The organism is Agrobacterium sp. rho-13.3 (assembly GCF_033957765.2).
In the GTDB taxonomy this organism is placed as follows: Bacteria; Pseudomonadota; Alphaproteobacteria; order Rhizobiales; family Rhizobiaceae; genus Agrobacterium.
Genome location: NZ_CP192774.1, coordinates 1,324,009 through 1,340,347, shown reverse-complemented (window position 1 = coordinate 1,340,347; position 16,339 = coordinate 1,324,009). Strand labels below are relative to the sequence as shown.

Annotated in this window: 17 protein-coding genes and 3 tRNA genes; 14 read left to right on the top strand and 6 right to left on the bottom strand. The window is 55.7% G+C overall.

Going from position 1 to position 16,339, the window contains the following annotated elements; translation table 11 throughout:
* The first annotated feature begins 154 nt into the window (after window positions 1–154).
* Both RMR16_RS06715 and RMR16_RS06710 read left to right on the top strand, forming a co-directional pair.
* The gene (locus RMR16_RS06715; RefSeq protein WP_320201569.1) at window positions 155–733 is read left to right on the top strand and encodes a cold-shock protein; all 579 of its coding nucleotides are present in this window, start codon (window positions 155–157) and stop codon (window positions 731–733) included.
* The gene (locus RMR16_RS06710) at window positions 733–1,218 is read left to right on the top strand and encodes a DUF192 domain-containing protein (protein WP_320201570.1); all 486 of its coding nucleotides are present in this window, start codon (window positions 733–735) and stop codon (window positions 1,216–1,218) included. The genes RMR16_RS06715 and RMR16_RS06710 overlap by 1 nt, the downstream gene beginning before the upstream one ends.
* Window positions 1,219–1,318: 100 nt before the next feature.
* On the opposite strand, the gene RMR16_RS06705 is transcribed toward RMR16_RS06710, so the two are convergent.
* Entirely contained in the window at window positions 1,319–1,567 is a 249-nt protein-coding gene (locus RMR16_RS06705) for a BON domain-containing protein (RefSeq protein ID WP_320201571.1), read from the bottom strand.
* Window positions 1,568–1,756: 189 nt separating this feature from the next.
* Here RMR16_RS06705 and RMR16_RS06700 point away from each other — a divergent pair, with 189 nt between their 5' ends.
* Window positions 1,757–2,026, top strand: coding sequence for a DUF982 domain-containing protein (locus RMR16_RS06700; protein ID WP_320201572.1), 270 nt, complete (start codon window positions 1,757–1,759; stop codon window positions 2,024–2,026).
* 77 nt (window positions 2,027–2,103) lie between these two features.
* Here the strand turns inward: RMR16_RS06700 and RMR16_RS06695 are convergent.
* A tRNA-Arg gene (locus RMR16_RS06695) sits at window positions 2,104–2,180 on the bottom strand.
* A gap of 16 nt (window positions 2,181–2,196) precedes the next feature.
* Window positions 2,197–2,502 (bottom strand): ETC complex I subunit, encoded by a 306-nt coding sequence (locus tag RMR16_RS06690; RefSeq protein WP_320201573.1) that lies wholly within the window; start codon window positions 2,500–2,502, stop codon window positions 2,197–2,199.
* Window positions 2,503–2,750: 248 nt separating this feature from the next.
* Between RMR16_RS06690 and RMR16_RS06685 the strand changes: the two genes are divergently transcribed.
* Window positions 2,751–2,897, top strand: coding sequence for a hypothetical protein (locus RMR16_RS06685; protein WP_320201574.1), 147 nt, complete (start codon window positions 2,751–2,753; stop codon window positions 2,895–2,897).
* Between the two features lie 226 nt (window positions 2,898–3,123).
* Here the strand turns inward: RMR16_RS06685 and RMR16_RS06680 are convergent.
* Window positions 3,124–3,208, bottom strand: a tRNA-Leu gene (locus tag RMR16_RS06680).
* A 189-nt stretch (window positions 3,209–3,397) separates the two neighbouring features.
* On the opposite strand from RMR16_RS06680, the gene lipB reads away from it, so the two are divergent.
* Window positions 3,398–4,132 carry a lipoyl(octanoyl) transferase LipB gene (gene lipB / locus RMR16_RS06675; RefSeq protein WP_320201575.1) on the top strand — a complete coding sequence of 245 codons (735 nt, stop codon included), beginning with the start codon at window positions 3,398–3,400 and terminating at the stop codon, window positions 4,130–4,132.
* 111 nt (window positions 4,133–4,243) lie between these two features.
* Window positions 4,244–5,308: an NAD(P)-dependent alcohol dehydrogenase gene (locus RMR16_RS06670; RefSeq protein ID WP_320201576.1), complete on the top strand. Its 1,065-nt coding sequence runs from the start codon at window positions 4,244–4,246 to the stop codon at window positions 5,306–5,308.
* Window positions 5,309–5,526: 218 nt separating this feature from the next.
* Here RMR16_RS06670 and RMR16_RS06665 read toward each other — a convergent pair.
* Window positions 5,527–5,602 (bottom strand) — tRNA-Lys (locus RMR16_RS06665).
* A gap of 274 nt (window positions 5,603–5,876) precedes the next feature.
* On the opposite strand from RMR16_RS06665, the gene RMR16_RS06660 reads away from it, so the two are divergent.
* On the top strand, window positions 5,877–6,623 hold the full coding sequence (locus RMR16_RS06660; protein ID WP_320201577.1) for a cytochrome c biogenesis CcdA family protein: 747 nt from the start codon (window positions 5,877–5,879) through the stop codon (window positions 6,621–6,623).
* A 36-nt stretch (window positions 6,624–6,659) separates the two neighbouring features.
* Entirely contained in the window at window positions 6,660–7,604 is a 945-nt protein-coding gene (locus RMR16_RS06655) for an AEC family transporter (RefSeq protein ID WP_320201578.1), read from the top strand.
* Here the strand turns inward: RMR16_RS06655 and RMR16_RS06650 are convergent.
* On the bottom strand, window positions 7,582–8,796 hold the full coding sequence (locus RMR16_RS06650) for a UbiH/UbiF family hydroxylase (RefSeq protein ID WP_320201579.1): 1,215 nt from the start codon (window positions 8,794–8,796) through the stop codon (window positions 7,582–7,584). The genes RMR16_RS06655 and RMR16_RS06650 overlap by 23 nt on opposite strands.
* Before the next feature lie 210 nt (window positions 8,797–9,006).
* Between RMR16_RS06650 and pcsA the strand changes: the two genes are divergently transcribed.
* The 6 genes from pcsA to glmU all read left to right on the top strand — a co-directional run bounded on the left by pcsA (window position 9,007) and on the right by glmU (window position 16,270).
* Complete coding sequence (pcsA, locus tag RMR16_RS06645; protein WP_320201580.1) at window positions 9,007–9,738, top strand: phosphatidylcholine synthase; 732 nt, start codon at window positions 9,007–9,009, stop codon at window positions 9,736–9,738.
* Window positions 9,739–9,910: 172 nt separating this feature from the next.
* The gene (locus tag RMR16_RS06640; RefSeq protein WP_320201581.1) at window positions 9,911–11,482 is read left to right on the top strand and encodes an ABC transporter ATP-binding protein; all 1,572 of its coding nucleotides are present in this window, start codon (window positions 9,911–9,913) and stop codon (window positions 11,480–11,482) included.
* On the top strand, window positions 11,472–12,560 hold the full coding sequence (locus RMR16_RS06635) for an ABC transporter permease (protein ID WP_320201582.1): 1,089 nt from the start codon (window positions 11,472–11,474) through the stop codon (window positions 12,558–12,560). Before RMR16_RS06640 ends, RMR16_RS06635 begins: the two co-directional genes overlap by 11 nt.
* Window positions 12,560–13,480, top strand: coding sequence for an ABC transporter permease (locus RMR16_RS06630; protein ID WP_320201583.1), 921 nt, complete (start codon window positions 12,560–12,562; stop codon window positions 13,478–13,480). The genes RMR16_RS06635 and RMR16_RS06630 overlap by 1 nt, the downstream gene beginning before the upstream one ends.
* A 35-nt stretch (window positions 13,481–13,515) precedes the next feature.
* A complete protein-coding gene (locus RMR16_RS06625; protein WP_320201584.1) occupies window positions 13,516–14,589 on the top strand; it encodes a BMP family ABC transporter substrate-binding protein in 1,074 nt (357 codons plus the stop codon).
* Window positions 14,590–14,914: 325 nt separating this feature from the next.
* A complete protein-coding gene (gene glmU / locus RMR16_RS06620) occupies window positions 14,915–16,270 on the top strand; it encodes a bifunctional UDP-N-acetylglucosamine diphosphorylase/glucosamine-1-phosphate N-acetyltransferase GlmU (RefSeq protein ID WP_320201585.1) in 1,356 nt (451 codons plus the stop codon).
* Window positions 16,271–16,339: the final 69 nt, after the last annotated feature.

Genomic DNA, 16,339 nt, shown 5'->3' with positions numbered 1-16,339 from the left:
CAGGTAAGTCAGCCTTGAGCAAGCCCGCAAACATAAAAGCAGGTGGATAAATCAAAAACTAGGGCTTGCGCGGAACCGTTACCAAGATGTTAATCTATTTCTCGGGAATCAGTTGACCGGTAGTGGTGCGTGCGTAAAGGGGCTGGGCGGAAAAATGGCTGATAGGATGTCATCGAAAGATGTAGTCGATTTCGAAGACCTTACGAGCGATGCTGTAGACCTGACCGAGATCACCGGCGTCGTGAAGTGGTTCGATGTTGCCAAGGGTTTTGGTTTCATCGTGCCCGATAACGGAATGCAGGATGTGCTGCTGCACGTCTCTTGCCTTCGCCGCGACGGTTACCAGACCATCCATGAAGGCACACGCATCGTTGCGCTCATCCAGCGTCGGGACCGGGGGTATCAGACCTTCCGCGTTCTTTCCATGGATCAATCCACAGCCGTTCATCCTTCGCAACTCCCACCTGCCAGAACGCATGTTCAGGTCACGCCATCCAGCGGGCTGGAACGTGTCATCGTCAAGTGGTTCAACCGCACCAAGGGTTTCGGCTTCCTGACGCGCGGTGAAGGCACGGAAGATATTTTCGTGCACATGGAAACGTTGCGCCGTTTCGGGCTTGCGGAGTTGCGGCCCGGTCAAGTGGTGCTCGTCCGTTTCGGTGATGGTGAGAAAGGCTTGATGGCTGCGGAAATCCATCCAGACAATCCCGCACCTGTGGGCATGGCACACTAATGGCCGTCGGCTCCGCCTTCAAAACGATGCTCAGCGCTATTGCGGCGCTCGCTTTTTTTGTCGCCGCCACGCTGCCATCGTCTGCTCAGGAGACATTTTCATCCGAGCCGCTGACGATCCAGACCTCGAACGGCAAAATCCGCGAATTTTCGGTGGAGCTGGCCAACACCAATGGTCAGCGGCAACAGGGCCTGATGTACCGGAAAGCCATGGCGCCGACCAACGGTATGCTGTTTGATTTCGGTGTGGACCGTGAAGTGACGATGTGGATGAGAAACACCCTCATTCCGCTGGATATGTTGTTCATCTCGAAAGTCGGAAAGATCGAACATATTCACGCAAACGCAGTTCCCCACTCTGAGTCTATTATCAGCTCTCGTGGTGCTGTGCGCTATGTGCTGGAATTGAGCGGCGGATCAGCGGCGAACTTCGGCATTAAAATCGGTGATACCGTGCGAAGCGCCCAAATCGGCAATGCGAAATAATATTCGATATTATCTGTAATATTGCGATTGCCAAAAATAGCTCAAAATCACATCTGGAACTAAAAGCCGGGCGAAGGATCGCGCCCGGCGCAGCTTTTAATCAATATACTGGCTCGACGTGGCTCAGAATGCGGCAATTCGAGATGGAAGACGCTAGGCTAATAGCGATGTCGATTGCTTCGACAGAATCGGCCGTACCTTCGAGGTAGATAACGTCGTTCTCAACAGTGGCTGAAATGCTCGACTTTTCGAGACCCGATTCAAATGCCAATGCAGATGTGATGGCCTGACAAACGCCAGCCATGCGGTCTCCAAAGAAGCTTTCTTGAATTCCAGACAGATTGAACATTATCGGATCTCCTTCGTTATGGGATTAGTAACGTACGAATCGAATTTTCGTTCATCTCCGGTTCATTTATTTGTTCATCTTCCATTCATCTTGAAAAAAAGAAACCCCTAATACGTTCACGTTTTTCGTGATCGGGAACGATTCCGTGAGTTTGGAGTTTCTTCGCTGGAACTTCGGGAGGAGAATCCCATGCTTATTCACAGAACAGAACCGTGCCACCACGCTGAATGGATCAAGCCTGTGGCCATCCATTTGCCCTTGTGTGCAGCCTTGGAAATCTACAGTCCGCTGATCGCCCTTGATATGCTGATGTATCGCTGGCCCAACGATCATGGACCGGAATATGAAGAGGCAAGAAAAAACTGTCTCGCAGCGATTGCGGGTCGGTGCGATCTGGAAAAAGCGAGAGAATCATTTCTCATCGCCAGTGGCCACGCTCATGTATTGAACGTGCATTAAAGTCGCCGCGTTTTGATAGCGACCGCACGCCAGAAAGCAAAAACGCTCCCGACCGATTGGCCGGGAGCGTTTTTTTGTGGCGACCCCTGCAGGACTCGAACCTGCGACCTACTGCTTAGAAGGCAGTTGCTCTATCCAGTTGAGCTAAGGGGCCAATGGTGAAAACGAAATCAGTGTGTCCAGGGCTGTGTGCGGCTGAACTTGAAATTGTCGGTGTAGGAAACAACCTTGCGCGTCGCCTCCTGCGGCTGGATCACGCGATATTCGATGCCTTTGCGCTGGGCATAGGCTTCCGCCAGTTCCTGCGTCTCAAAGGAAAGCTTGAGCTGCTGCTTCATATCCGACGAAGAGGTATATCCCATGATCGGATCGATCTTGCGAGGAACCTCGGCATCGAACTCCAGCACCCAAAGATTGGTTTTTGCCTTGCCGGATTGCATGGCAGTTTTGGCTGGACGATAAATTTTTGCAGACATCTCAAACTGCTCCGGTCTTGCGATCAAGCGGCATTCCGCATTTTCCACGCGCCCACGCGCAATCGATGTGTTGCGGCCTGGTCACTGAAACTCAATTGGACCGACTCCTGTGTGAAGTCAAGCGGGACATAGTTGTTGGATTAAGGAAACAGAAAAACACTTGCCGGTAGAAAACAGGATCGGTCAGGCTTGCACCAACCGACCGAACGATATTCACTCTGGCCGAGTTTCCAAAAGGACAATCCTTCATGAATGAGAACGTGATCAAGTTTCGCAAACCGCAACCACCCAAGCAGCCCAAACAACCACGCCCGCAGTTGCGTAAACTTCTCACCATACTTGGCGTCATCGCGTTTTTCGTCGCCGCTTGGGCTTATTTCCGGTTTCTGGCCTGAATGGTGCGTTGAGCCGATTGAAGGCGGGCGAAAGCGTCCCACCTAATCGATGAGTTGGGACGCAATGCGGGAAAGCACATATCTATGGGGGGAGGGTGACGTGTCACTTCAAGCCAAACCCAAAGTTTGGCTAGATTTTTTGGAACGCGTTGGAGGAGGCGATAACTTTAACAAACTCGACGACAATATTGATAAAAAAGAAAAAACCCGCCGAAGCGGGTTTCTTTGGTGCGGTCGAGAAGACTCGAACTTCCACGGGTTGCCCCACAGCGACCTCAACGCTGCGCGTCTACCAATTCCGCCACGACCGCATCCGTGGTAGATGTCGACTTGCGCCGACGAAGGTGCATGTAGCAAAACGATTTTCGGTGCACAAGAGCGTCATGACAGATTTTTGAAATTAAAAATCACCATGTTAGTCCCTATATCGAAGAAGCCCGGAAATGCTGGGGTTGCAGCCTCGAAATCATTCTGACAGAAGGCTGTGGAAAGGACTTTTCATGCTGACACGCACCGATCTCCACACAAACATGTTTGCCATTCCCGGTTCGCCGCCCGTTCGCTGGCGAATCTCGGACGGACTTGTGCCTTACGAGGACGCCATAATCGAGATGGAACGCGAGGTTGCAGCAATTGCAGCCGGTGAGGCAAGCGAACTCGTGTGGCTGCTGGAACATCCGCCTCTTTATACTGCGGGCACCAGCGCTAACTCGGATGACCTGATCGAACCGGATCGTTTCCCTGTTTTTGCGACGGGTCGCGGCGGTGAATATACCTATCACGGTCCCGGCCAGCGTGTTGTTTATGTCATGCTTGATCTCAAGCGCCGGAAACAGGATGTGCGGGCTTTCGTGGCCGCGCTTGAAGACGTCATCATTCGCACGCTGGATAAGATGAACGTACGCGGAGAACGGCGTGAGGATCGCGTTGGCGTGTGGGTGCGCCGCCCTGAAAAACCGCTTCTACCCGATGGCACCGTTACGGAAGACAAGATTGCAGCACTCGGCATTCGCCTTCGCAAATGGGTGAGCTTTCATGGTCTGTCGATCAATGTCGATCCTGACCTGACGCATTTCTCTGGCATCGTTCCCTGCGGTATTACGCGATATGGCGTGACAAGCCTTGTCGATCTCGGATTGCCGGTTATGATGAGCGATGTCGATGTTCTGCTGCGCGAAGCTTTTGAGGAGGTCTTTGGTTCAGCGGAAAATGAAGCGGGGCAAGATTTGGGCTGACGCTCAACCGCAACCTTCTGCATCGACTGGCGTTTCTCCAGCGCCGCAAAGCCGGGTCTTGATCTGGCCGCTTGCTTAAACCCGATAAACCAGAAAAATGGGTGACATCACATGTTCACAACTTCAGCTTATGCCTGCGACGATGGCTCTTCTGCGCTGAAACTCGCCTCCATTAAACGACGCGACCCTGGCCCGCGTGACGTCGAAATTGAAATTGAATTCTGTGGCGTCTGCCACTCCGATATCCACACGGCGCGCGCAGAATGGGCGGGTTCGCTTTACCCTTGCGTACCGGGTCATGAAATCATCGGTCGTGTTGGCCGCATCGGTTCTGACGTCACGAAGTTCAAGGCAGGCGACCGCGTTGGCGTTGGCTGTATCGTGGATAGCTGCCGCGATTGCCCAAGCTGCGCCGAAGGACTGGAGCAATATTGCGAAAATGGCATGACTGGCACCTACAATGCGCCAGACAAGGCCATGGGCGGCGATGCACATACGCTGGGTGGATATTCCGCACACGTTGTTGTCGACGACCGTTACGTTCTCAACATTCCTGAAGGCCTTGATCCGGCGGCGGCAGCGCCGCTGCTTTGCGCTGGCATCACCACTTACTCGCCGCTTCGCCACTGGAATGCCGGTCCCGGCACCCGCGTTGGTGTCGTCGGTCTCGGTGGCCTTGGTCATATGGCAGTGAAAATCGCCAACGCCATGGGCGCTACCGTCGTGATGATTACGACGTCTCCGAGCAAGGCAGACGATGCCAAGAAGCTCGGCGCGCATGAAGTCATCGTGTCCAAAGATCCCGAGCAGATGAAGAAGGGCGCAGCCAGCCTCGACCTGATCATCGACGCCGTTGCTGCGGACCACGATATCAACGCCTACCTCGCGCTGTTGAAGCGTGACGGTGCGCTGGTGCAGGTCGGCGCTCCAGAAAAGCCGCTCTCTGTTCATGCCTTCAGCCTTATACCGGGCCGCAAGACATTCGCAGGCTCGATGATCGGCGGCATTCCTGAAACACAGGAAATGCTCAATTTCTGCGCTGAGCACGGCATCACGGCGGATATTGAGATGATCAACATCGATCAGATCAACGAAGCTTACGAACGCATGATCAAGAGCGACGTTCGTTACCGATTCGTCATCGATATGAACAGCTTGCCCAAACAGGCTGCTTGATCGAGGGTTTTGCGGACGATCCCAACCCGACCCGTTCGACTTAGGATCGGCTCTACAAAATTGGGCGGTTGATTCTCGAAGATCAAAAACTGAGCCTTTACCAAAAAGAGGCTCAGTTTTTTAGATTGGGGACTTGAGATTCGACGCGTCCGCGCCGCTTAACGAGCGGTGCAACTCTCTGAGAATTTTTTATTGGAATGATAATTTTGGGGTGGAAGTGGTGAGAGGCGTGGGACTCGAACCCACGACCCGCGCATTAAAAGTGCGCTGCTCTACCAGCTGAGCTAGCCTCTCACATCATTTCCGTCTCGCGTTGCTGATTGAGACTTTTCCGGAAGGAAGTTGTCTAAAAACCAGTTGCTCTGAAGTCTGAGCTGCGCGCTTCCGTTTGTGGGGCGAAGCACCCTTCGGAAGTGGGCGGAACATAGGTAGAGGCACGTCTGCGGTCAACCCATAAAAACAGGAATATTTCACCTTCCCGCGTTTTTTTGTCGCGAGCGCAAAAAGGTGATTGGTCGTAAGGGGTTGGCGGCGTTACAAGCACGTGGAAACGTCGCGGAGTTCTTCCTTGTCCATAGCTGATATATCCCTGTTTACTGCGCTTTTGGCCGGTGCACTGTCGTTTCTTTCGCCTTGCGTGCTGCCGCTCGTGCCACCTTATCTCTGTTATATGGCGGGCATTTCGGTGGAACAGTTCCGCGATGAACACCAGACAACGCAGCCGCAGGTTCGCAAGGCCGTGCTTCTGGCGGCGCTATTTTTCACCCTGGGATTCGCAACTGTTTTTGTGGCGCTTGGGGCAGGGGCATCCAGCATCGGCATGGTTCTGCGTCAGAATCTCGACATTCTGGCGAAAATCGGCGGCGGCATCATCATCCTGATGGGTCTGAATTTTCTCGGCGTGTTTCGCATCGGCATTTTTTCGCGCGAGGCGCGGTTCCAGAGTAGCGGAAAACCGGCGACGCTGTCTGGTGCGTATCTCATGGGTCTTGCCTTCGCCTTTGGCTGGACGCCGTGCATTGGTCCGGTGCTGGGAGCTATTCTCGGTGTTGCCGCCTCACGGCAGACGGTGGGGGACGGCGCCATGTTGCTTGCGGTTTATTCCGCCGGCCTTGCCATTCCGTTCTGGATCGCTGCTGCATTTTCTGGAAGCTTCATGCGGTTTCTAGCACGCTTCCGCCGCCATCTGGGCATGGTGGAGAAAGGCATGGGCATTCTGCTGATTCTCACCGGCATTGCCTTCATGTCCGGTTTCATCACCAATGTGGCGATCTGGTTTCAGGAGAGCTTTCCAATCCTCATGCAAATCGGCTAAATCCGCTTCGGCATCAAACACGGCGAAAGGGGAGCCATGGCCGACATCGCCGGATTGCTGTTTCCGTTTTTCGGGCTGATCTTCATTGGGTATCTGGCGGCGCGCATCACCAAGCAGCCTGCCGAGGCGATGGGATGGCTGAACACCTTCATTATCTATGCCGCTTTGCCCGCGCTGTTCTTCAAGCTGGTTGCCAAAACGCCCGTTGATCAACTGGCGCGCATGGACTTCGTGGGGCTGAGCCTTGTCGCGACCTACAGTATTTTCACGCTGCTGTTTGTGATCGGCTATGTCGTAAGACGCAACGGCTTGGCCGAATCGACCATCCAGAGCTTTGCCGGCAGTTACGGCAATATCGGTTACATGGGGCCGGGGTTGGCCCTGCTGGCTTTAGGAGAGAAGGCGGCGGTGCCGGTGGCGCTGATTGTCTGTCTGGAAAACGCCATGCACTTCATTACAGCTCCAGCACTGATGGCGGTTGCGGGTGGGGATAAACGTTCGCCATTGAAGCTTGCGGGCGATGTGACGCGCAAGGTTCTGACGCACCCGTTTATTCTATCCGTGATCGCGGGTTTTCTAGCTGCCGTCGCTGCGTGGCAACCGCCTCAACCTGTACAGCAGCTTGTGGATTATCTGGCGCAATCCGCCGCGCCCTGCGCCTTGTTTGCGATGGGCGTGACGCTGGCCCTGCGGCCCTTGCGCCGCGTGCCGGTGGAAATCAGTTATATCGTTCCGGCCAAGCTGATTTTGCATCCGCTTCTGGCCTATCTGATTTTATCCTCAGTCGGTTCGTTCGACCCTGTGTGGATATCAACCGCTGTGCTGCTTGCAGCCTTGCCGACCGCGACGAATGTGTTCGTCATCGGTCAGCAATATCAGGTCTGGCAGGAGAGGGCGTCTGCGACGATCCTGATTTCAACGGTATTTTCAGTCTTCACCGTGTCGCTGGTGCTGTACTTCATTCGTTCCATGAACGTCTGAGGCTGCCGACCAGCAGCGAAGGCAAGGCTTTGAGGCCGCGACCCGGCTCTATGCCTTCGCGCATGACGATGCCCCGCAGCGGCCCCACGCTAGACAACACATGCAGACCGGCAGCGCGCGCCATTTGCATCGGCAACAGGCTGGACAGCAGCGAGCGATTAAGCAGATCGACACTCAAGCTGCGGCTGATGACATCGGCACGGCGGCGGCGGTCGAATTTGGAGCCCGCATCGGCGGGAATCGGGCCGCCTGTCAGCGTCCCCAACAGTTCGGTCAGCACGATGATATCACGCAGGCTGAGGTTCAGCCCCTGCGCACCGATGGGCGGAAAACCGTGGCCCGCTTCGCCCACCAGCGCAACGCGGCCTTTGCCGAAGCGATGCGCCGTCATGCTGGAAAGCGGCCAGGTCTGCACATTGTCTTCCACCGTCACGGTACCGAGCATGGATTGCATACGCTCTTCCACGCGGCGGCTGAGGTCTTGCAGCGGAAGCGCTGTTAGCTCTGCCGCCTGTTCGGGGGTGACGACCCAGACGAGGCTGGAGCGATCCCCCCCGAGCGGAACCTGTGTGAACGGGCCGGTGGGGGTGTGGAATTCTGTGGAGACATTGCTGTGCGGGCGCGTATGCGCGAAATTCAGAACTAGCGCCGTCTGCGGATAAGACCATGTGCGAACGCCGATCTCGGCAGCATCGCGAACCTTGGATTTGCGACCGTCAGCGCCGATCAGGAAGCTTGCTGAGATTTGCTCGCCATCGGCCAGCGTCAAGGTCGTATCATGCTTGCCGATTTCGACTGTCTCAACGGTGCCTTCAACCGCTGTGATATTGTTTTCCTGCGCGACCGCGTCGCTCAGCACGCTCAACAAGGCCTCATTGGGCATGTTCCAACCAAAGGCAGGAAGACCGATTTCCGACGAGCGAAACGCCACGGTCGGCGCACGCAACAGGCGGTCCGTTCCGTCTATGATCTGCATGGTGGAAAGCTTTGCAGCCGAAGGCTCGACCTTCGACCACAGGCCGAGACGATCCAGAAAGCGGATGGACTGATCCATCAACGCCGTCGTGCGCTTGTCTGTTTTATCTGTCTTCGGCGCGACGAGCGCCACCGTGCGGCCAGAACGGGCAAGTGCGATGGCTGCAATCTGGCCCGCAAGCCCGGCGCCGACAATTGCGATTTCGAAGTTTTTCATCGTTCTGTTCCAGTTCAACGCAAATCTGGTTTCAACATAGAAGTTTTGCCAGGCCAAATCCAGAAGGCACCTGTGTCAGCGAGGCCATGATCCTGATGTAAAATCAATATTAGTCTTAGGATAAGCCGTGGGGAATGGTTGCAAAGAGCGGTGAATGGTCGCATACCGGAAGAGACGTAGCGGATAAAAAACGGGGCGCCTGCGCTGATTATGAAAATATTCAATTACAAGCGCGTGCCCTATGCCGAAATGCGCGCATTTTCCGTCCATATTCTGACGGCTTCCGGTTCGTTTCTTGCGTTTCTGGGCGTGGTTGCCGCGGCGGAACATCGCTTTGTCGATATGTTCTGGTGGCTTGGTCTGGCGCTGGCGGTTGATGGCATCGATGGACCGATTGCCCGCAAGGTGCGGGTCAAAGAGGTTTTGCCGAACTGGTCTGGCGATACGCTGGACAATATTATCGATTACGTGACCTACGTTCTTCTGCCCGCTTTTGCGCTTTATCAAAGTGGCATGATTGGCGAGCCATTGTCCTTTGTGGCGGCGGGCATGATCGTCGTGTCCAGCGCTATCTATTACGCCGATATGGGCATGAAAACGGATGAATATTTCTTCTCCGGTTTCCCCGTGGTGTGGAACATGGTGGTATTCACGCTGTTTGTCATCGATGCCAGTGCGACGACGGCGATGACCATTGTGACGATTTCGGTCGTTCTCACCTTCCTGCCCATCAATTTCCTGCACCCCGTGCGGGTCAAGCGGCTGAGGCCGCTGAATTTGGCGATTTTCCTGCTGTGGTGCGCCTTGGGCGGTTATTCGCTGCTGCTGCATTTCTCAACGCCGGACTGGGTTGTGGCGGGCGTCGTCATCACCAGCATCTATCTTTATTGCGTGGGTGGCGTGATGCAATTGTTGCCTTGGCTGGGCGGAAAAGCACCATAAAGAAACATCGGTTCAAAACCTTTGTTTTGAATGCGTTTTAGAGTTGTGCGAAGCAATAAAACCGGTATTTAGTATCGATACAGGGCAGTGCCCAAATTTAGTGCATAACTATCGATCCGGTCGTTCAACACTTCGAAAGAAAGTGCGGCGGCGGGTGGAAAAGGGGAACAGGTTGACGGCATCGGTGACGTCTGGGGTCTTGCCTCTGTTGTCTGTTCGCCAGCTTACCAAGCTGTTTGGAACATTCGGGGCGTGTAGCGAGATAGACCTCGATATAGCGCCTGGAGAAATTCATGCGCTGCTGGGTGAAAATGGCGCTGGAAAATCCACGCTGGTCAAGATGCTCTTCGGCGTGCTGGAGCCATCGATCGGCGAAATTCTCTGGAAGGGAAAGCCGGTTCGCATCGGCTCGCCCGGACAAGCGCGTAAGCTTGGCATAGGCATGGTCTTCCAGCATTTCTCGCTGTTTGAAGCGCTGACGGTGGCCGAAAATATCGCGCTTTCGCTGGACCCTAAAATCTCATTGAAAGAAATTGCCCGTGAGGCGGAGGCGCTTTCCAAGGCTTACGGTCTGCCGCTGGACCCCTATGCCCATGTGGCCGATCTTTCGGTGGGGGAGCGTCAGCGCATCGAAATCGTCCGCGCTCTGTTGCAAAATCCGCAACTGATAATTCTGGACGAACCGACATCCGTGCTAACGCCGCAAGAGGCGGACCGGCTGTTTGAAACGCTGGCAAAACTGAAGGCTGAGGGCCGTTCCGTTCTTTATATCAGCCACCGTCTGGAAGAGGTGCAGCGCATCTGCGACCGCGCCACGGTACTTCGCCACGGCAGGGTGACGGGCGCGTGTGATCCGCGCAAGGAAACGCCGGCGTCTTTGGCGCGCATGATGGTGGGGTCCGATGTCGCGGGCATTCAGCGGGATGATCATTGCACGATTGGCGATATCAGCGTCGAGATTGCTGGTCTTTCCGTTCCCGCGCGCACGCCGTTTGCCGTGTCGCTCAAGAATATTTCCATGACGGTGCGTTCCGGTGAAGTGCTGGCGATTGCCGGTGTAGCCGGAAACGGGCAGGGCGAATTGTTCGATGCGCTTTCCGGTGAATATCCGGTGGCGAACGACGAGGCCATTTTCCTGCGCGGAAAGCCTGTGGGGCGCCTGGGCATCAATGGACGCCGCTTGCTGGGTGCCGGTTTCGTGCCGGAAGAACGCCACGGCCATGCGGCTGTTCCAAGCATGACGCTTTCGGACAACCTTCTTCTTGCCCGCTGTCGGTCAGACAGAAAAGCATTTTTGAGCGGCGGTTTTCTGCACATCATCCGCAATTCCGTCATCAAAAATGCAGCCAAGCGCATTTCGGAAAAAATGGATGTGCGCAAAAGCGGTGACGACCCGCTCGCCGGATCGTTGTCCGGCGGCAACCTGCAAAAATTCATTGTCGGGCGTGAGCTGGACCGCCAACCGTCCGTGCTCGTCGTCAACCAACCGACATGGGGCGTGGATGCGGGTGCCGCAAGCCGCATCCGTCAGGCGGTGGTGGATCTGGCGAAAGAAGGTTCGGCGGTGATTGTGATAAGTCAGGATCTGGATGAGATTTTTGAAGTGGCCTCAAGCATTGCTGTCATTTCCGATGGGCGTCTGTCGCAAGCGCATCCGGCCGCTGAAATGACGCGGGAAAAAATTGGTCTGCTGATGGGCGGCGTTCATGCGGGACATGCGGAGGCTGTTGCCGATGCGCATTGAGCTTGAAAAACGCACTGGGGTTTCCAATCTCTTCGCATTCCTTTCCCCTTTGCTGGCGCTGTTTCTGACGCTGGTATTTGGCGCGATCATGTTTGCGCTGCTGGGCAAAAATCCGTTCAGCGCGCTCTACAGCTTCTTCATCGATCCGCTGCTGGAAGTCTGGTCGCTGCACGAACTGGCCATCAAGGCCGCCCCACTGATCCTCATCGCGGTTGGCCTGTCCGTCTGTTATCGCTCCAACAACTGGAACATCGGCGCGGAAGGCCAATTCACCATCGGCGCGATTACCGGCTGCATTCTGCCGGTGCTGTATCCTGAGTGGCAGTCGCCGATGATTTTGCCCCTGATGCTGATCATGGGCGCAATCGGCGGTGCGCTTTACGCTGGCATTCCGGCGCTGTTGAAAACGCGCTTCAACACCAATGAAATCCTCACCAGCCTCATGCTGGTCTATGTCGCCCAGCTTTTTCTGGATTGGCTGGTGCGCGGCATCTGGCGTGATCCGGCGGGCTATAATTTTCCGCAGACGAAGCCATTCAATACCAGCGCTGTTCTGCCTGAAATTCTGGACTCTGGCCGCGCCCATTGGGGCATCGTTTTCGCCATCGTCGCCGCTGTCGCGCTGTGGTTCATGATGCGTTACATGCTCAAAGGCTTTCAGGTCACCGTCCTTGGCCAATCGCCACGGGCAGGGCGCTTTGCTGGGTTTTCGTCCACGCGCATGGTCTGGTTCTCGCTGCTGCTTTCCGGCGCTTTCGCCGGGCTTGCCGGCATTTCGGAAGTATCCGGCTCCATCGGGCACTTGCAGCCTTCGATTTCGCCGGGTTATGGTTTCACCGCGATTATCGTTGCATTTTTGGGTCGATTGAACCCGCTCGGCATCATCGCATCCGGTTTCGTGCTGGCGCTCACCTATCTCGGCGGTGAAGCTGCACAGCTTTCCATCGGCGTGTCCGACAAGGTCACGCGGGTGTTTCAAGGCCTGATGCTGTTCTTTGTTCTGTCTTGCGACACGCTGATCATCTACAAAATCCGTGTCCGTTTCGGGCGCGGCAATAGCAATGAAGGAGCCGCATGATGGATATGACCCAAGCGATCCTTCTGACTGTCATCACCGCCGCAACACCGCTGGTTATCGCCGCTCTGGGCGAGTTGGTGACGGAGCGCGCAGGCGTGCTGAACCTCGGCGTCGAGGGCATGATGATCATAGGTGCGGTCTGCGCCTTCGCCGCCGCCCATATGAGCGGCACGCCCTATCTCGGCATTCTGGCCGGAATTGCTGCGGGAGCCGTGTTCTCGCTGCTGTTCGGCTTCCTAACCTTGACGCTGGTGGCGAACCAGGTGGCGACGGGGCTTGCCTTGACCATCCTTGGCCTTGGCGTTTCCGGCATGTTGGGTGAAAGTTTTGTCGGCCTTCCAGGCGTTAAGCTTCAGCCCATTGTCTTCCCGGTTCTGTCTGAAATTCCTTTCATCGGACCGCTGCTGTTTCGGCAGGATTTGATTTTCTATATGTCGATTGCGCTGGTGATCGGCATAAGCTGGTTTCTGTTCAAAAGTCGCACAGGCCTTAAACTCCGCGCCATTGGCGATAACCACGGCTCTGCTCATGCCCTTGGCATCAATGTCATCCGGGCGCGCTATCTTGCCGTGATGTTTGGTGGTGCCTGTGCGGGGTTGGCCGGTGCGCAGCTGTCGCTGGTTTATACGCCGCAATGGGTGGAAAACATGTCTGCCGGGCGCGGCTGGATTGCGCTGGCGCTGGTGGTGTTTGCATCGTGGCGGCCATGGCGTGTGCTGGCGGGTGGGTATCTGTTCGGGGCCGTTACCATTGGCCAGCTTCATGCGCAGGCTTTTGGCATTGGAGTGCCTTCCCAACTTCTTTCAGCGCTTCCTTATGTGGCGACTATTGTTGTCCTCATCATCATCTCCCATAATCGGCGCACCACGCTGATCAATACACCGGCATCGCTCGGAAAACCGTTCGTGCCGGATCGATAAGAACTCGGATCATGCCTAACCAAGCAGGGGTAAAAATGAAAAAAATCATCATCGCACTGGCCGCATCTGCCGCCGCAATCATCGGAATGGTTCCCGCCGTCCAAGCCGCAGATGCCAAGAAGGTTTGCTTTGTCTATGTCGGCACCCGCACCGACGGCGGCTGGACACAGGCACACGATATTGGCCGTTTGGAATTGCAGAAGCATTTCGGCGACAAGATCGAAACGCCGTTCCTTGAAAGCGTTCCAGAAGGCCCGGATGCTGAGCGCGCTATCGAGCGCATGGCCCGTTCCGGCTGCGAACTGATCTACACGACCTCGTTCGGCTTCATGGATGCGACCGTAAAGGTTGCGCAGAAGTTCCCGAAGGTGAAGTTCGAACACGCAACCGGCTTCAAGTCGGCTGAAAACCTCGGCACCTACAATTCGCGCTTCTATGAAGGCCGCTACATTCAGGGCCAGATTGCCGCCAAGCTGTCGAAGAAGGGTGTTGCCGGTTACATCGCATCCTTCCCGATTCCTGAAGTGGTGATGGGCATCGATGCGTTCGTTCTTGGCGCACAGTCGGTCAATCCGGAATTCAAGGTCAAGGTCGTATGGGCCAACACCTGGTTTGACCCAGGCAAGGAAGCCGATGCCGCCAAGGCGCTGATCGACCAGGGCGTCGATATTCTGACCCAGCACACCGACACAACGGCACCGATGCAGGTTGCTGCCGAGCGTGGCATCAAGGCCTTCGGTCAGGCTTCCGATATGATCAAGGCTGGCCCAACCACACAGTTGACGGCCATCGTCGATACTTGGGGCGCTTATTACATCAAGCGCACACAGGCTCTTCTCGACGGCACATGGAAGTCCGAGTCTGTCTGGGATGGCCTGAAAGACGGCATCTTGACCATGGCGCCTTACACCAACATGCCGGATGACGTGAAGAAACTGGCTGAAGAAACCGAAGCCAAGATCAAGTCTGGTGAACTTCACCCGTTCACTGGTCCGATCAAGAAGCAGGACGGTTCCGAGTGGTTGAAGGCTGGCGAAAAGGCTGAAGACGGCGTTCTGCTCGGCCTGAACTTCTACGTTGCTGGCGTGGACGACAAGCTGCCGAAGTAAGGCTGCAACTGCTTTACATCCGTCACCCCGGACTTGATCCGGGGTCCAGTTGTCTTGCGTCTGCAAGGCAAAAAGACTCTTCTCGCCGCGCCGACGCGCGGCGGCTGGATACCGGATCAAGTCCGGTATGACGGAGTTGGGGATTGTGACCAGAACAGTATTATCAAGCCGCGCGTAAACACATGCGCGGCTTTTCCTTTCCTGCTCACGGCAGGTTTCGGACGTTCATGGAATTTCCATGGTTTCTTTATTCGCGACCGTTTATAGCGGGCGAAAGAGCCTGCTGAACGATGTGCAGGCGGATGGTTGTTGAATGGGAGTTTCCATGGAACGCAGTTGCCTTGCCGTCATTCTCGCCGCTGGTGAAAGCACACGCATGAAATCCTCCATGTCCAAGGTGCTGCACCCGGTCGCTGGGCGTCCAATGATTGCGCATGTGATGCAGGCGGTTGCCGGTGCTGGCGTCAGTGCCGCGGCGCTCGTTGTCGGACGTGATGCAGACAAGGTGACGGATGCTGCACGAGACATTGGCATATCCGTTGAACCTTATCTCCAGAAGGAGCGGTTGGGCACGGGCAACGCCGTGCTTGCCGCACGCGAAGCCATCGAAAAGGGCTATGACGACATTCTGATCGCCTACGGCGATGTGCCTCTTTTGACATCTGAGACGTTGCAAAAAGCACGTCAGGCGCTGTCTGATAATATTGATGTCGTGGTCATTGGTTTTCACACGGACAAGCCAACCGGCTACGGTCGCTTGCTGGTCGAAAACGGTGAACTCGTTGCTATCCGCGAAGAAAAAGACGCGACCGATGAAGAACGCAAGGTGACGTGGTGCAACAGCGGACTGATGGCCGTCAATGGTCGCCGCGCTCTCGACCTTCTCACCCGCATCGGCAACAGCAACGCCAAGGGCGAATATTACCTCACGGACATCGTTGAAATCGCCCGCTCGCAGGGCGGCAAGGCTATTGCCATCGATGCGCCGGAAACCGAATTGACCGGCTGCAACAACCGCGCCGAACTGGCTTACATCGAAAAGCTCTGGCAGGAACGTACGCGTCACCAGTTCCTGATCGATGGCGTGTCGATGATTGCGCCGGAAACCGTGTTTCTCTCATGGGACACGAAGATCGGTCAGGATGCCTTGATCGAACCCAATGTGGTGATCGGGCCGGGTGTCACAATCGAATCGGGTGCCGTCATTCACGCCTTTTCGCATCTGGAAGGTGCGCATGTCAGCGGCGGTGCGACGGTTGGGCCTTATGCGCGTCTGCGTCCCGGTGCCAATCTGGCCGCGAACTCCAAGGTCGGCAATTTCTGTGAGGTCAAAAAGGCCGAGATTGGCGAAGGCGCAAAGGTCAATCACCTGACCTATATCGGCGATGCCTTCGTGGGTGCTGGCAGCAATATCGGGGCAGGGACCATCACCTGCAATTATGATGGCATCAACAAACACGAAACGCGAATCGGCAAAAATGCATTTGTTGGTTCCAATTCGTCACTCGTTGCCCCGGTCAGCATCGGAGACCATGCTTATGTCGCCTCCGGCAGCGTGATTACGGCGAATGTACCCGCCGACGCGCTGGCCTTTGGGCGTGCGCGACAGGAGATCAAAGAAGGCCGCGCCAGCGATCTTCGCGCCCGTGCGCAGGCGATCAAGGACGCGAAAAAGAAGTAACTCTTCGGGTTCTGGCAATCGTAACGGATAGACATTGAAAGTGACCGCGGTTGCAATTGCGGTTTTTGC

Coding starts and splice junctions, on each gene's coding strand:
- RMR16_RS06715 (WP_320201569.1), top strand. CDS start 155: ATGGCTGATAGGATGTCATCGAAAGATGTAGTCGATTTCGAAGACCTT.
- RMR16_RS06630 (WP_320201583.1), top strand. CDS start 12,560: ATGGATATGACCCAAGCGATCCTTCTGACTGTCATCACCGCCGCAACA.
- glmU (WP_320201585.1), top strand. CDS start 14,915: ATGGAACGCAGTTGCCTTGCCGTCATTCTCGCCGCTGGTGAAAGCACA.
- RMR16_RS06700 (WP_320201572.1), top strand. CDS start 1,757: ATGCTTATTCACAGAACAGAACCGTGCCACCACGCTGAATGGATCAAG.
- RMR16_RS06650 (WP_320201579.1), bottom strand. CDS start 8,796: ATGAAAAACTTCGAAATCGCAATTGTCGGCGCCGGGCTTGCGGGCCAG.
- pcsA (WP_320201580.1), top strand. CDS start 9,007: ATGAAAATATTCAATTACAAGCGCGTGCCCTATGCCGAAATGCGCGCA.
- RMR16_RS06685 (WP_320201574.1), top strand. CDS start 2,751: ATGAATGAGAACGTGATCAAGTTTCGCAAACCGCAACCACCCAAGCAG.
- RMR16_RS06635 (WP_320201582.1), top strand. CDS start 11,472: ATGCGCATTGAGCTTGAAAAACGCACTGGGGTTTCCAATCTCTTCGCA.
- RMR16_RS06670 (WP_320201576.1), top strand. CDS start 4,244: ATGTTCACAACTTCAGCTTATGCCTGCGACGATGGCTCTTCTGCGCTG.
- RMR16_RS06655 (WP_320201578.1), top strand. CDS start 6,660: ATGGCCGACATCGCCGGATTGCTGTTTCCGTTTTTCGGGCTGATCTTC.
- RMR16_RS06710 (WP_320201570.1), top strand. CDS start 733: ATGGCCGTCGGCTCCGCCTTCAAAACGATGCTCAGCGCTATTGCGGCG.
- lipB (WP_320201575.1), top strand. CDS start 3,398: ATGCTGACACGCACCGATCTCCACACAAACATGTTTGCCATTCCCGGT.
- RMR16_RS06625 (WP_320201584.1), top strand. CDS start 13,516: ATGAAAAAAATCATCATCGCACTGGCCGCATCTGCCGCCGCAATCATC.
- RMR16_RS06690 (WP_320201573.1), bottom strand. CDS start 2,502: ATGTCTGCAAAAATTTATCGTCCAGCCAAAACTGCCATGCAATCCGGC.
- RMR16_RS06705 (WP_320201571.1), bottom strand. CDS start 1,567: ATGTTCAATCTGTCTGGAATTCAAGAAAGCTTCTTTGGAGACCGCATG.